We start from the raw sequence: 15,195 nt of genomic DNA, 5'->3' as shown, positions 1-15,195 counted from the left end.
TCGAACGGGGGTTATGCGTCGATGCTGACGTCGGTGGCCGGAATGGCCTGGCAGGCGAGGCACATGTCCGGTTCGTCCGGTCCATGCCCGCTCGAATGCGTGACTTCGCCCGATATGACCTTGACCGCGCAGCTCTCGCATTGCCCGACCCGGCAACCGCTCGGCAATGCGATGCCGAGACGTTCCGCGAACGACAGCAGGCTGCCGTCGCGAGGCGTCCAGGTGGCCGTGCGACGCGATCGCGCGAACTGCACCGCGTATTGCTTCGACGGGTCGGGCGTCGGCCTGGACGGCGATCTGAACGCCTCCTTGAAGATGTCGAACGGCGGTACGCCGCGCTCGATCAGTCCCGACGCAATCGCCTGCATCATCGGTTCGGGGCCGCACAGAAAAAAACGCGCGCGCCGCCGGATCAGGTCGTCGTCGACCACGTCGGCCGACAGATAGCCGAGCATCTGATAGTCGTGTCCCGGCGTTTCGTCGTGCGGCTGGTTGTAGCAGTTGATGACCTCGAGCGTCGGCAGCCGCCGCTTCAACGTCTCGATGCGTTCGCGGAACGCGTGGGTCGTGCTGTTCAGGTTCGCATAGAAGAGTCTCGACTCCGGCGCACGGTCCGCCTGGTCCCGGATCGATTCCAGGTACGAGATGAAGGGCGTGATGCCGATGCCGCCGGCGAACATCACGACCGGCTGCCGCGATGCCGGCGGCACGACGAACGTCCCGCCGGGCGCACCGAGCAACACGGGGTCGCCGACCTTGAGCGTGCCGTGGATGTACGACGACATCGCGCCTTCGAATGCCGTGCCGTCGCGGGCCAGGCCTTTCTGGTGGCGTACCGAGATGGAATACGTGCGGCGATCGTCTTCGCGGGCGGCGCCCGTCAGCGAATAGGCGCGTGTCGTCCCGCCGTCGCCGAGCGACGGGACATGCAAGGTCACGTGCTGGCCGGGCAGATAGTCCGGCAGTGCGCCGCCGTCCGCGGCGCGAAACGTGACGGTTCGCACGCCGCTCGCTTCTTCGTGCATGGCGGATACGACAAAATCCCGCAGGCCTTTCCACGATCGGCGCGACGGATCGACCGACGGGTCGAGCCTGATGCGGCAACGCACGGAACGCAGCGGCGACGATCCGCTGACCGGATCGAGTTGCGCCGCCGAGACGAGGCGGTTGAAATTGCTGTTGTCGTGCCCGTCCACCGGGAGCGCATCCTGGCCGACCTCGTCGCAGGCTTGCCACCAGCCGTATTCGGCCACGATCACGTCGCGCGCGAGTTCCGGGACGACGCGTGCCTTGAAGCGTGCCGAGCCGTTCGTCGTTTCGATCAGGCACCAGTCGCCGTCGACGATGCCGTGTTCCGCCGCCCGTTCGTCATTGAGTTCCGCTACCGGGTACGGCGCGCGGCGACGCAGGCTTGGCAGGCCGCGATGCTGGCTGTGGCAGTAGTACCCGTTCTTCATCGAGGTCAACGTACAGGGGAAGCGACGGCGATTGTCCGCCCGCGCGTCTTCGCCGTGCTGCGGCGGTACGTACCGCGGAACGGGCGGGTAGCCGTGACGATGCAGTTTCTCGGAGTACAGTTCGACACGCAGCGTCTCCGTGTTGAAACCACGCAGGCCGTCGGGCGTCGCCGCCGCGTACTGCCGCTCGCTTTGAGGCAACGGCCTGACGATGCCTTCCGGATGGGCGCGCAGCGACGCAACGTCCAGCCCGAGCGGTTCGAGCACGTGATTCCATCCCGCCTCGATGCTGCCGCCGAAGAATGTGTCCTGCATGCCGAGTCGCACGGCGAGGTCGAAGACGATGTCGTAGTCCGCGCGGCTCTCTCCTCTCGGCGGCACCATGCGCTGCCTGAGCTGCACGAGTTCGACCGCGCGCTCGTCGATCTCGAAGCCGAGACGCAGGCCTTCCCGTTCCCACGGTGTGTTCACGGGCAGCAGGATGTCCGCATAGCGTGACGACGGCGTTTCGAAGAGATCGCAGTGAACATGGAAGTCGAGCGCGCAGAGCGCGTCGTGCGCGACGCCGCCGTCCGCCTGGGACAGCACCATGTTCGTACCGAACGCGACCAGCGCGCGAACGCGGTAGGGCTCTCCGTCGAGGATGGCGCGATAGACGTCGCGCGCCGTGACCCAGCCTTGCGACGGCGGGCCGAGCGGCCGATCCGCGAGGCCGAGCGCTTTTGCGCGTTGCTGCGGGTTCAGCATCGCGTAGCTGCTGACCGGGTTGGCCGGCTGCTTCGTCCATTCCCGATTCGAGCCGCGCGTGTCGAACGCACCCGTCAACGCGTACAGCGTCGCAATCGCGCGCTCGGTCTGGGTGGCGTTGGTGTGCATGCCGACGCCCGACCACGCGTGATAGGCGATTGCCTGATGCGGCCGCAGCATTCGGGCGGCTTCGACGATGTCGGCTGCGTCGACCCCGGTGATCGTCGCCGCATGTTCCGGCGTATAGGCGTCGAGCGCTGCCGAATAGAGGTCGAAGGCCGGTGTGCATGCCACGTGCATGCCGTGCCCGGCCGAATCCCGGACCGCCACATGGCGGACGCCGGCCATCAACAGATCGGAAGGTCGGGTCGCGGTTTCCTCTCCGGCCGGTTCCAGCCGGTCGAGCGTCGCGTTCCAGAGCATGTACCGGTTGCCCGGCGCATCGCCGTCGATGTCGCGCTCGCGCAGAAACCGCCCGGTGTCGGCACGCACGAGCAATGGGCCGTTCGTCCATTCCCGGACGAACGCATCGTCGACGTTGCCGGTTGCGATCATCTGCCGTGCGATCGCCATCGCGAGCGCGCCATCCGTCCCGGGATTCACGCGCAGCCACAGATCGGCCTCGCGTGCGAGCGCGGTCGGCCGCGGATCGACGACGATCAGCCTGGCCCCGTTGCGGCGGCCCTTCGCGATGGCGTCGGCCTGCGCCAGCCAGGTGTTGGCGGGATTGTTTCCCCACAGCATGATGAGCTCGGCATTCCGGTAATCCGCGGCTGGAATGCCGCAACCGAACGTAAAGGCATGCGCGCTGTCCTTGTGCCAGTTGCAGATCTCGGTCGCATAACAAATGTTCGGGCTCCCGAATGACCAGACGAATCGCTCGACCCAGTCGATGCTGTCGCTCATCGGCGTCCCGCTTGGCGTGGTGACGCCAAACGCGACCGACTCGGCCCCGTTTTCCCGTTTGAAATGAGCAAGACGTTCCGCGATCTCGGAGAGCGCCTCATCCCAGCCGATGCGTTGCCAGCCGGGATCGGCGGCATCCTTCGGGCGCGTGCGCCGCATGGGATGCAACACCCGATTCGGGTGATGTACGAGTTCGGGCGCGGCCTTTCCCTTCATGCACATCGCGTGGCCGGTCGGATGCGTGTCGTCGGGGCGGACCTTGATCATCGTGTCGCCGCGCACGACGTTGACCGTGCCGCAGCGCGACCGGCACAACGTGCAATAGCCTTTCTTTTCCTGCGTCTCCATCGGTTCGCATCGTCCACTTCATGTTTGCGACTATGCTAGGAAGCGGAGGCAGCCATGACAAATTCATCCTTTCGATGGTCCGATATATATTGAATCAATATCGCGACCGTCGATCCGATGTACCGTCCGCACCATCGGGACAACGCTGATCCTGCGCTGCCCGCACTTCCCGGACCCTTTCCCGTGAACACGCACATCACCCTGCGCCAGATCGAATACTTCGTCTCCGTTGCCGATACGGGGCAAATTTCGAAGTCGGCGAATCTTTGTTCGGTGTCTCAATCGTCGATGACGATCGCATTGAGGAAACTCGAGGATTCGGTCGGCGTCACGCTGCTTCTGCGTCATCCGAAAGGCGTCCGTCTGACACCGGCCGGCGAGCGATTCCTGCGTCATGTGCAGCACGCGACGATGTCCATCGACCGTGCCGTTTCCGCCGCGCAGGAGGACCCCGAGCAGATCTCGGGGCATGTCCGTATCGGGATGACCGAAACCATCTCGGCGTATCTGATGCCGTCGCTGATGTCCGCCATTTCGCGGCGGTTCGGCAACCTGGGCGTGAGCATCGTCGAAAACGAACGCGAAGCAATCGAGGAGATGCTGGCCGACGATCGCCTCGATATTGCGTTGCTGCTGGTGTCGAACACCGCGGAAGTCGACGACCTGAAATACGAGACGATTCTTCGTTCGCCTCGCCGGTTGTGGACCCATCCGGATCATCCGCTGCAGGACGCCCGTCGCGTCACCCTCGAAGACGTCGCGCGCGAGAACTATCTGCTGCTGGACATGGACGAGCACCTGCGAACCGTCGGCAAGTACTGGGGAAGCTACGGGATCACGCCGAACGTCTGGATGCAGAGCAAGTCGATCGAGGCCGTGAGAAGCCTCGTCGCGCTCGGGCACGGGGTGACGATCCTCTCGGACCTCGTGTACCGGCCCTGGTCCCTGGAAGGCAACCGGATCAGCCGCCGCAATCTCAGCGTGACCGTGCCGACGATGGACGTCGGCGCGGTGTGGCGACGGGGCGGGGCGACGTCGACGCCATGCCGTGCGCTGCTGGATCTGTTCCGCTCGTGGAAAAGGACGGCCGAGTAGGACAGGGCCTTCGGACATCACGGTCGTGCCGGATGCGGATCTCGAGCCGGCGGACGACAGCGTGAGATTCGGCTGCGGTAAACGTTCGTCCCGTCCACGATTGCAGGGTGTGTGCCCGCGGCTTTCCGGTGCCGGGCGATCCACGTGCCCCCGTCGTACCGGCACCCTCGACGTCGATGCATACCAGTCGGCCGAACTGGTTCTATTCCGGTATCGTTTCCATCCCTCCGAACCCGGCAAATCCGGCGCTTGAACTGTCCCCTTGCATACCAATCCGGGTAAATCCCTATCCCGCATCGCGTTGTAAACAAAGGCTTTCTCGCAACTAAAACGCTTGCCGGGCAAGGCTTTCGGCGATTTCCACGTCGCTAATACCAGTTCGTTGACTGGTATTATGGTGGTTATATAATGCCCTCACTTTCGACGGCCTGCGGTCGTCGTCCGACACCCGGAGGCACATGGAAACCGGCTGGTCCGAACTGGCGCCCGATCCCCTCAGCGATACGCCGCTCTATCTGCAGCTCGCCCGCAACCTGGCGAGCGCGATCCACGCCGGCGCGTGGCGGGCCGGCGAGGCGCTGCCGTCGGAGCGGTTGCTGTCGGTGTCGGTCGGCGTATCGCGGATCACGGCCCGTCGCGCACTCGCGCTGCTGGTCGAGCAGGGGCTGATCAAGCGGGCGCGCGGGGCGGGCAGCTTCATCACGCCGCGCGTCGCCGATCCGCTGTCGCGTCTCGTCGGCTTCACCGCGAAGATGAAGCAGCGCGGCTTCGTGCCCGATTCGGTATGGCTGTCGCGCACGCTGCGCGCCGCGAGCCGCGACGAGATCACGCATCTCGGCCTCGCCCCCGGCGCGACGGTGGCGCGGCTCGAGCGGCTGCGCCGCGCGGACGGCATCGTGATGGCGGTCGAGCACTCGACCCTGCCGGCCGCGGTGGTGCCCGATCCGCAGGCGCTCGGTGCGTCGCTGTACGAGTACCTCGACGCGCGCGGGATGACCGTCGTGCGCGCGCTGCAGCACTTTCGCGCGGCGAACGCGACCCACGCGATCGCGAAATGGATGGCGGTGAAACCGGGCTCGGCGCTGCTGGTGATCACGCGGATCGGCTACGGTGCCGACCAGCGCGCGATCGAAGTGAGCGAAACGTATTGCCGCGACGATTACTACGACTTCGTCGCCGAACTGAAACGCTGACGCGCGAGATTGCCCGCGCGCGACAGCCGTGAAGCAACGACACGGAATTGCAAATCACGACGCGGATACCCGCGTCACCAGATCATCAAGAGAACGTCATGCTGACTGGAAACATCCTTACCCCCGACGGCTGGATTCAGGGTTCGCTCGATAGCGAGAACGGCCGCATCACGACACTCGACGGCAAGCCCGTCGATCCCGCGAAGAACGACGCGCCTTACATCCTGCCCGGCTTCATCGACCTGCACGTGCACGGCGGCGGCGGCGCCGACGTGATGGAAGGCGGCGACGCGATCGAGACGATCGCCCGCACGCACGCGCAATTCGGCACGACGAGCCTGCTCGCGACGACGATGACCGCGCCGCGCGACGAACTGATGAAAGTCGTCGGCAACCTCGGCAGCGTCGCGCGTACCCGCACGCCGGGCGGCGCGCGCGTGCTCGGCGTGCATCTCGAAGGCCCGTACATCAACCCCGGCAAGCTCGGCGCGCAGCCCGACGCGGCCGTCTCGGCCGTGCTCGACGAAGTGCTGAAGTACCTGTCGATCGCGCCGATCCGCGTCGTCACGCTCGCGCCGGAAATCGCCGGCCACATCGAGATCATCGGCGAGATGGCCGCGCGCGGCGTGCGCGTGCAGCTCGGCCATTCGCTCGCGACCTACGACGACGCCGTCGCCGCGCTCAAGCACGGCGCGTGCGGCTTCACGCACCTGTTCAACGCGATGTCGCCGCTGCATCACCGCAACCCCGGCCTGGTGGGCGCGGCGCTTGCTCACGCCGAATACGCGGAAATCATTCCCGATCTGCTGCACGTGCACCCGGGCGCGATTCGTGCGGCGCTGCGCGCGATCCCGCGCCTGTACGTCGTGACCGACAGCACGTCCGCGACGGGCATGCCCGACGGCGAATACCGGCTCGGCAGCCAGCACGTGACGAAGTGCCTCGGCGGCGTGCGTCTTGCCGACGGCACGCTCGCCGGCAGCACGCTGACGATGGACCAGGCGCTGCGCAACCTCGTGTCGCTCGGCCTGCCGATCGCCGATGTGTCGAACCGGATGTCGCGCTATGCGGCCGACTACCTCGGCATCGCCGATCGCGGCCGCCTCGAGCGCGGTGCATGGGCCGACCTCGCGGTGTTCGATCGCGACCTGAACCTCACCGCGACCTACGTCGAAGGAGAATCGATTGTCGAATATGCTTAAGGAAGCGCGCGAGTCCGCCCAGGTCGTCGCCGCGCAGATCGCCGACACCACGCGCGTCGAAGCGCTCGCCGGCCAATTGCTCGATCACCCGCCGGCCGTCGCGCTGACGGTCGCGCGCGGCAGCTCGGATCACGCCGCGAGCTATTTCGCGAGCCTGACGATGAGCCGCCTCGGCGTGCCGGTCGCGTCGCTGCCGATGTCGGTCGCCACGCTGCAGCAGGCGCCGCTGAAGGTGCAGGACCAGCTCGCGATCGCCTTCTCCCAGTCGGGCAAGAGCCCCGATCTCGTCAACACGATGGCCGCGCTGCGCGAAGCCGGCGCGCGCACCGTCGCGGCCGTGAACGTGCTGCCGTCGCCGCTCGCCGACGCGTGCGAGCACCAGCTGCCGCTGCTCGCCGGCCCCGAATTGTCGGTCGCCGCGACGAAGAGCTATATCGCGATGCTGTCGCTGTCCGCGCAGATCGTCGCGTACTGGCAGCGCGACGCCGCGCTGATGACCGCATTGCGTGGCCTGCCCGACGTGCTCGCGCAGGCCGGCCGGCTCGACTGGTCGCAGGCCGTCGCCGCGCTGGCGGGTGTCGAGCGGATGATCGTGATCGGCCGCGGCCTGGGCCTCGCGATCGCGCAGGAAGCCGCGCTGAAGCTGAAGGAAACCTCCGGTATCCAGGCCGAGGCGTTCTCGAGCGCCGAAGTCCGTCACGGCCCGATGGAGCTGATCGACCGCGACTATCCGCTGCTCGTGTTCGCCCCGCCGGGCCCCGAGCAGGCCGGCCTGCTGCAGCTCGCGCAAGACATGCGCGCACGCGGCGCCGCAGTGCTGCTCGCGGCGCCCGCCGGCACGCCCGGCGCGACCTTGCCGCTCGCGCAGTCCGCCCACTCGGCGCTCGACCCGATCGCCGCCATTCTTTCGTTCTACGTAATGGCGGCGGATCTCGCCGTCGCGCGCGGCCGCAATCCCGACACGCCGCGCCACCTGAACAAAGTCACCGAAACGCACTGATAGCCGAGACAGCCGATGAGACGCGCCGAGGAGTCCCAGTTGAAGAGTTCCACCCATGATCAGATCGTCCTGCTCAGCCCCTTGACCGGGCCGATCGTCGCGCTGGCCGACGTGCCCGATCCGGTGTTCTCCGGCGGGATGTTCGGCGACGGCATCGGCATCGACCCGCTCGCGGGCCAGCTCGTCGCGCCGTGCGCGGGCGTCGTGTCGCATCTCGCGCGCACCGGCCACGCGGTGACGATCACGACGCCGCAAGGCGCGGAAGTGCTGCTGCACATCGGCATCGACACCGTCGAGCTGAACGGGCAGGGCTTCACCGCGCACGTCGAGGCCGGCGCGCGTGTCGAGGCGGGCGCGCTGCTGATCGAGTTCGACCAGGACGCGGTGGCGCGCAGCGCGCATTCGCTCGTGTCGGTGATCGCGATCGCGAACTCGGATGCGTTCGAGGTCGTCGATCGTGCCAGCGGCTTCGCGACGGCCGGCAAGACGCCGCTGCTCACGTTGCGCGGCAAGGGCGAAGCGGCTGCGCAGGCGGCACAAACCGGCGCAGCGGCGCATCACGAAGTGCGCCGTGAAATCGTGCTGGCCCAGCCGGGTGGCCTGCACGCACGGCCGGCCGCGCGTGCGCGCGAAGCCGTGCGCGGGTTCGACGCGACCGTCGACGTGCTGTTCGACGGCCGCAAGGCGTCGATCGCGAGCGTCGTCGGCCTGCTCGGCCTCGGTGCGGGCGAAGGCGCGACGGTCGAACTGGTCGGCCGTGGCGCGCACGCACAGCAGGCCGTCGATGCGGTCGAGCACGAGCTGCTGCGCGAAGCACACGGCGAAGTCGAAGAAAAGCCGGCGCGGCTGAGGTCGCCCGCGCCGCAGACGGTTGCGCGCAACGTCGGCGCACCCATTGATCCGAACACGCTCGCGGGCGTGTGCGCGGCACCCGGCATCGCGGTCGGCACGCTGGTGCGTCTCGACGATGCGGAGATCGTGCCGCCCGAACAGGCCGCCGGCACGCCCGCGTCGGAGAGCCGCCAGCTCGACCAGGCGCTGAAGGCCGTCGACGCCGAACTCGACGAAACGGTGCGCCACGCATCGGCGCGCGGCGCGGTCGGCGAAGCGGGCATCTTCGCGGTGCACCGCGTGCTGCTGGAAGACCCGACGCTGATCGACTCAGCACGCGACCTGATCAGTCTCGGCAAGAGCGCGGGCTTCGCATGGCGCGCGACGATCCGCACGCAGATCGACACGCTGTCGAAGCTCGACGACGCGCTGCTCGCCGAACGCGCGGCCGACCTGCGCGACATCGAGAAGCGCGTGCTGCGCGCGCTCGGTCATACGAACGGTGCCGCGCGTGCGCTGCCCGACGAGGCGGTGCTCGCGGCCGAGGAATTCACGCCTTCCGATTTGTCGTCGCTCGATCGCCAGCGCGTGACCGCGCTCGTGATGGCGCGCGGCGGCGCGACGTCGCACGCGGCGATCATCGCGCGCCAGCTCGGCATTCCGGCGCTGGTGGCGGTCGGCGATGCGCTGTACGCGATCCCGGACGGCACGCAGGTCGTCGTCGATGCGAGCGCGGGCCGGCTCGAACATGCGCCGACCGCGCTCGACGTCGAGCGCGCGCGGCACGAGCGCCAGCGCCTGGACGGCGTGCGCGAGGCGAACCGGCAACTGGCGGGGGCCGCGGCCGCCACCGTCGACGGGCGCGCGATCGAGGTCGCCGCGAACATCGCGACGCTCGACGATGCGAACACCGCGGTCGACAACGGCGCCGACGCGGTCGGCCTGCTGCGTACCGAGCTGATGTTCATCCATCGCCAGGCCGCGCCGACGGTCGTCGAGCACCAGCAGAGCTACCAGTCGATCGTCGACGCGCTGCAGGGCCGCACGGCGATCATCCGCACGCTCGACGTCGGCGCCGACAAGGAAGTCGATTACCTCACGCTGCCGCCCGAACCGAACCCGGCGCTCGGCCTGCGCGGCATCCGTCTCGCGCAGGTGCGCCCCGACCTGCTCGACGATCAGTTGCAGGGCCTGCTCGCGGTGAAGCCGTTCGGCGCGGTGCGCATCCTGCTGCCGATGGTGACCGACGCGGGCGAGCTCGTGCGCCTGAAAAAGCGCATCGACGAATTCGCGCGCGCCCAGGGCCGCACCGAGCCGGTCGAGGTCGGCGTGATGATCGAGGTGCCGTCGGCCGCGCTGCTGGCCGACCAGCTCGCGCAGCACGCGGATTTCCTGTCGATCGGCACCAACGACCTGACGCAGTACACGCTCGCGATGGACCGCTGCCAGGCCGATCTGGCCGCGCAGTCCGACGGCCTGCATCCGGCCGTGCTGCGCCTGATCGACATCGCGGTGCGCGGTGCCGCGAAGCACGGCAAGTGGGTCGGCGTGTGCGGCGCGCTCGGCGGCGATCCGCTCGCGGTGCCGATCCTGGTGGGCCTCGGCGTGACCGAGCTGTCGGTCGACCCCGTATCGGTGCCGGGCATCAAGGCGCGTGTGCGCCGTCTCGATTACCAGTTGTGCCGTCAGCGCGCGCAGGATCTGCTCGCGCTCGATTCGGCACAGGCGGTAAGGGCAGCAAGTCGCGAGGTCTGGCCGCTCGACTGAGCGTCGACGGCAGGTTCGCGACCCGTATTACGACGAAAGCAATCAGCTCAACGACGATTAACGACGCTTAACGACGAGACAAGGATTGGAGGACTGAATGAACGGGAATCCGTTTCTGAAAATACAGGGCCTGGGCCGGGCGCTGATGCTGCCGATCGCGGTATTGCCGGTTGCCGGCATCCTGCTGCGACTCGGCCAGCCTGACGTGTTCAACATCAAGATGATCGCCGACGCCGGCGGCGCGATCTTCGACAACCTGCCGCTGCTGTTCGCGATCGGCGTGGCGGTCGGTTTCGCGAAAGACAACAACGGCGTGGCGGCACTCGCGGGCGCGATCGGCTACCTGATCGAAACCGCGATCATGAAGGACATCGATCCCAAGCTGAACATGGGCGTGCTGTCCGGGATCATCGCGGGTGTCGTCGCGGGCCTGCTGTACAACCGCTACAAGGACATCAAGCTGCCGGACTACCTTGCGTTCTTCGGCGGCAAGCGGTTCGTGCCGATCATCACGGGGCTGGTGTGCGTGGTACTCGGCATCGCGTTCGGGTACGTGTGGCAGCCGGTCCAGCATGCGATCGACGCGGCCGGCCAGTGGCTGACGACGGCGGGCGCGATCGGTGCGTTCGTGTTCGGCTTCCTGAACCGCCTGCTGCTCGTCACGGGCCTGCACCACATCATCAACTCGCTCGCGTGGTTCGTGTTCGGCAACTTCACGCCGCCCGCCGGCGGCGAGATCGTGCACGGCGACCTGCACCGCTTCTTCGCGGGCGACCCGACCGCGGGCACCTTCATGGCCGGCTTCTTCCCGATCATGATGTTCGGCCTGCCGGCCGCGTGTCTCGCGATGCTGCACGAGGCACCGAAGGAGCGCCGCGCGATGGTCGGCGGCCTGCTGTTCTCGATGGCGCTCACGTCGTTCCTGACCGGCGTGACCGAGCCGATCGAATTCAGCTTCATGTTCCTCGCACCGGTCCTGTACGTGATCCACGCGGTGCTGACGGGGCTGTCGCTCGCGATCTGCCAGATCCTCGGCGTGAAGCTCGGCTTCACGTTCTCGGCCGGCGCGATCGACTACGTGCTGAACTACGGGCTGTCGACGAAGGGCTGGATCGCGATCCCGCTCGGCATCGCGTACGGCGCCGCGTATTACGGGCTGTTCCGCTTCTTCATCCGCAAGTTCAACATGGCCACGCCGGGCCGTGAGCCGGCATCGGCCGACGCGGCCGCGGAATCGTACGCATCGGGCGGCTTCGTCGCGCCGGCGGCGGGCGCCGCTGCGGCTGCGCCGCGTGCGCAGCGCTACATTGCCGCGCTGGGCGGAGCCGGCAACCTGTCGGTCGTCGACGCATGCACGACGCGCCTGCGCCTGACCGTCGTCGATCCGGAGAAGGTCTCGGAGCCGGAACTGAAGTCGATCGGCGCGCGCGGCGTGCTCAAGCGCGGCGGCAACAGCGTGCAGGTGATCATCGGGCCCGAGGCGGACATCATTGCCGACGAGATGCGTGCCGCGATCGGCAGCGGCGCGACCGGTGCCGCGTCGACGGCGACGGCCGCCGCGGCGCAGCCCGTCACGGGCGCGGCCGCCGGTCCGCTCGATCCGGAGCCGGCGCGCTGGCTCGCGGTGTTCGGCGGCGCGACCAACGTCGTGTCGCTCGACGCGATCGCGACCACGCGCCTGCGTGTGGTCGTGCGCGATCCGTCGGCGGTCGATCGCGATCGTCTCGGTGCGCTCGACGTCGCGTGGGTGTCGCTCGACACGTTCCACATCGTCTGCGGCAATGCGGCGGCACGCTATGCCGAACAGCTCGGCGCGCGCCTGCCGCCGTCGGGCAGCGGGGCGGCCGCGCAGCCGGCCTGATGTGATCAGGCCGGCCCGATCCGCGATGCGGATTCGGGCCGGCCGGCAAAACGAAAGCGGCTTGCGATCATTGCGTCGCAAGCCGTTTTTTCTTGGTGCGGGCGATGGCGCGATGCACGTGTTTGCATCGCGCGTCGCCCGGTCGTTCAGCCGATCACGGATTCGTCAGCGTGAAGGTCGGCTTCCGGTAGCCGACACCGGCCCGGTCGAGCTTCGGCAATTCGCGTTGCGTGAGCAGCGTCGCGAAGCCGGCCCAGTCGCGCTGCAGCGCGGCGACGTCGACGTGGTGCGTGTCGCCGCGCTTGAAGCGCACGCCGGCCGCATACGGCAGCTCCCAGTCGGCCCGGTGCCACGCGCGCTCGGCCAGCGCGAGCAGCCGCGGATAGGTCATGTACTCGAGGAAGGTGTCGTTGCGCATGACTTCGCCCCACGCCTGGCCCTGCATGCCTTCGATGCGCGGCGCGGCGCCCGTGCCCGTCACCTCGAACGCGTTGCCGTCACGGTCTCCCATCACTTCGGCGTTCTGCGGCAGGTTCTCCGGTGCGAGCGAGAACACCTTGTACTCGTCCGTCGCGTGCGAGCCCCAGTAGTAGCCGCGCTCGCGCGGATTGAGCGTGTACGGGAAGTCGAAGTACAGGTAGTCGGGCAGCGCGAGCACCGTCAGGTAGCCCTTGCCGCTCAGGTCGCGCGCGCTGTCCGACGCCCCCCAGAAGATCGTGTCCCACAGCGACACCATCACATGGCGCGTGCTGAAGTCCTGCGGCCCGTTCGCATGCTTGATGCCGTCCTGCCACGCGGCCATCGTGTCGATCCCGTTCGCGCCGACCGCCGCGCTCACCTGCTGAGCGAAACGCGTCGGCAGCTCGTCGATCGACTTGATCTCGCCGCGCTGGAGCAACGCCGTGCATGCGGGCGAACGCGCCCACGGCTTGTCCTGCGCGGCGAGATCGATGCGCCCCTTGTTCGGATCGGTGCCGTTCAGCGGCTGGAAGCCCGCGCCGAGGAAGATGTTCTTCGCCTCGTCGCCGCCGTAATGCCAGATGTGCAGCGGCGCCTGCGCATCCGCATGCATCGCCGCGATCTCGCGGATCACCTTCGATGCGAAATTGAGCGCGCCCGGCACGCACGGGTTCAGGTCGCTGCGGCGGTCGTAGAACTGCACCGTCGTCAGGTTCGACGTGTCCTGCGGATCGAGCAGCCGGTATGCGTTCGCTTCCTGCTCGCGCCCGGCCGCATGCAGCCGCCGGTAACGTGCCTCCATCGTCACGACGGCCGCGCGCGCATGCGCGGGCATGTCGATCTCGGGGACGATCTCGACGAAATGCGCGGCCGCGTAACGCACGAGCGCCACGTAGTCGTCGCGGGTCAGGTAGCCGCCGCCCGAGCGGTTGTCCGGGCCGGAGCCAAGCTGCGGCAGCAGGCAGCGCGTCTCGCTCGGATCGTGGCAGCGGCGCGAGCCGATCGCGGTCAGTTCGGGCAGGCCGGGAATCTCGATGCGCCAGCCCTCGTCGTCCGACAGGTGCAGGTGCAGGCGATTGAGCTTGTACGCGCTCATCTGGTCGATCAGGCGGCGCAGCGTCGCCGGGTGCTTGAAGTTGCGTGCGAGATCGACGTGCATCCCGCGATGCGTGAAGCGCGGCGCATCCTCGACGAGCATCGCCGGGATCGGGCCGCCGCCGGCCGGTGCGAGCGAGTAGAGCGTCTGCACGCCGTAGTAGAGGCCGGCGCGATCGTAGCCCTCGATCAGCACGCCGCGCGGCCCGATCGCGAGCCGGTAGCCGCCCGGCGTCGCGATGTCGGCCGGCAGCCGGCGCGGCGCGACGGCGCCCCGCACCGGCACGCGCGCGCCGTCGAGCCCGAGTGTCGTCGCACGTTCGCGCAGCGCCGCGACCTGCGCGTCCGGCAGATCGGGCAGGGCGAGCTCGACACCGCGCAATTCGAGCGTGCCGGGCAGCGGCTGCTCGCGCTTCACGCTCGGCAGCGCGCGGCTCGGGTCGGGCCGTGCGGCCACGGGCGGCGCGTTGCCCGTCGAGTTGTTCTGCGCGTCGGCCGGCAGCGATTCGACGTAGCGCAGCTCGTCGTCGGTGTCGTCGTAGCGGAGCACGGCGGGCGGCGCGCCCTCGACGACCACGTACGGGCGCGGGATCACGTCGCTGTAGCGCAGCAGCCAGTATTCGGCGACGAACGGCAGTTCGATGCGTTCGCCCGGTGCCAGCCGCACCGAGCCGGGTTGCGGTGTCAGCTCGTACAGGTCGCCGGTGAGCCGCCGCAGCGCGAAGCCGGGGCGATCGATTCGCAGCAGGCGGCGGATGCTGTGCAGGTAGAGCTTCCAGCCGCCGTCGGCGATCGCCTGGTGGCCGCGGTTCTGCAGGATCAGGCGGCCCGTCGCGCAGGCCGCGCCGTCGGCGCCGAGGTCGGCGCACGGCACGCCGGCCGAGGCCGCGTGATTGTTGTCGACGGTGACGCGCAGCGCGAGGCCGTTCGACAGCCGCGCCGCGAGATCGGCCGGCGGCACGGTTGGACGGGCGGCACCGGCTGCCGCGACCGCCGCACTCGACGCGGGCAGCGCGCCGAGCGCGACCGGCGGCAGTGCCGCGATCAGCACGCCGGCAAACAGGGTGGACAAGGTTCGGCTCATGCGGACTCCTGAGAAAAAAGGGGGGCGTAGCGGCGTCACGGGATGACGTCGCTGCGGGCGGGTCTTTCAACGGAGCTGCGGGGACAACAGGGTGCGCGGGCGATGCGGCTGCCCTGCGCGCAGTCGGCACGCGGATGCGTGCGTTACGGA

8 protein-coding genes are annotated in these 15,195 nt (G+C 68.4%); 6 read left to right on the top strand and 2 right to left on the bottom strand.

Annotated elements, in window-relative coordinates; genetic code table 11:
* Positions 1-11 precede the first annotated feature (11 nt).
* A complete protein-coding gene (locus PQB87_RS15855; RefSeq protein ID WP_489242369.1) occupies positions 12-3,458 on the bottom strand; it encodes a molybdopterin-dependent oxidoreductase in 3,447 nt (1,148 codons plus the stop codon).
* A 183-nt stretch (positions 3,459-3,641) separates the two neighbouring features.
* Between PQB87_RS15855 and PQB87_RS15850 the strand changes: the two genes are divergently transcribed.
* The 6 genes from PQB87_RS15850 (at position 3,642) to nagE (ending at position 12,407) form a co-directional block, all read left to right on the top strand.
* Positions 3,642-4,553 carry a LysR family transcriptional regulator gene (locus PQB87_RS15850; RefSeq protein ID WP_060067312.1) on the top strand — a complete coding sequence of 304 codons (912 nt, stop codon included), beginning with the start codon at positions 3,642-3,644 and terminating at the stop codon, positions 4,551-4,553.
* Between the two features lie 458 nt (positions 4,554-5,011).
* On the top strand, positions 5,012-5,746 hold the full coding sequence (locus PQB87_RS15845) for a GntR family transcriptional regulator (RefSeq protein WP_027789079.1): 735 nt from the start codon (positions 5,012-5,014) through the stop codon (positions 5,744-5,746).
* A 98-nt stretch (positions 5,747-5,844) separates the two neighbouring features.
* On the top strand, positions 5,845-6,948 hold the full coding sequence (gene nagA / locus PQB87_RS15840; protein WP_048025681.1) for an N-acetylglucosamine-6-phosphate deacetylase: 1,104 nt from the start codon (positions 5,845-5,847) through the stop codon (positions 6,946-6,948).
* A complete protein-coding gene (locus PQB87_RS15835) occupies positions 6,941-7,948 on the top strand; it encodes an SIS domain-containing protein (protein ID WP_027789081.1) in 1,008 nt (335 codons plus the stop codon). Before nagA ends, PQB87_RS15835 begins: the two co-directional genes overlap by 8 nt.
* Before the next feature lie 15 nt (positions 7,949-7,963).
* Complete coding sequence (gene ptsP, locus PQB87_RS15830) at positions 7,964-10,546, top strand: phosphoenolpyruvate--protein phosphotransferase (RefSeq protein ID WP_060232908.1); 2,583 nt, start codon at positions 7,964-7,966, stop codon at positions 10,544-10,546.
* A gap of 97 nt (positions 10,547-10,643) precedes the next feature.
* Complete coding sequence (gene nagE, locus PQB87_RS15825) at positions 10,644-12,407, top strand: N-acetylglucosamine-specific PTS transporter subunit IIBC (RefSeq protein WP_059688672.1); 1,764 nt, start codon at positions 10,644-10,646, stop codon at positions 12,405-12,407.
* 154 nt (positions 12,408-12,561) lie between these two features.
* Here nagE and PQB87_RS15820 read toward each other — a convergent pair whose 3' ends face one another.
* Entirely contained in the window at positions 12,562-15,045 is a 2,484-nt protein-coding gene (locus tag PQB87_RS15820; RefSeq protein WP_233345237.1) for a beta-N-acetylhexosaminidase, read from the bottom strand.
* Positions 15,046-15,195: the final 150 nt, after the last annotated feature.

It is taken from the genome of Burkholderia sp. KL41, from assembly GCF_057005415.2.
Note: the sequence above shows the minus strand (reverse complement) of the source record. Positions and strands in the feature narration are given on the sequence as shown.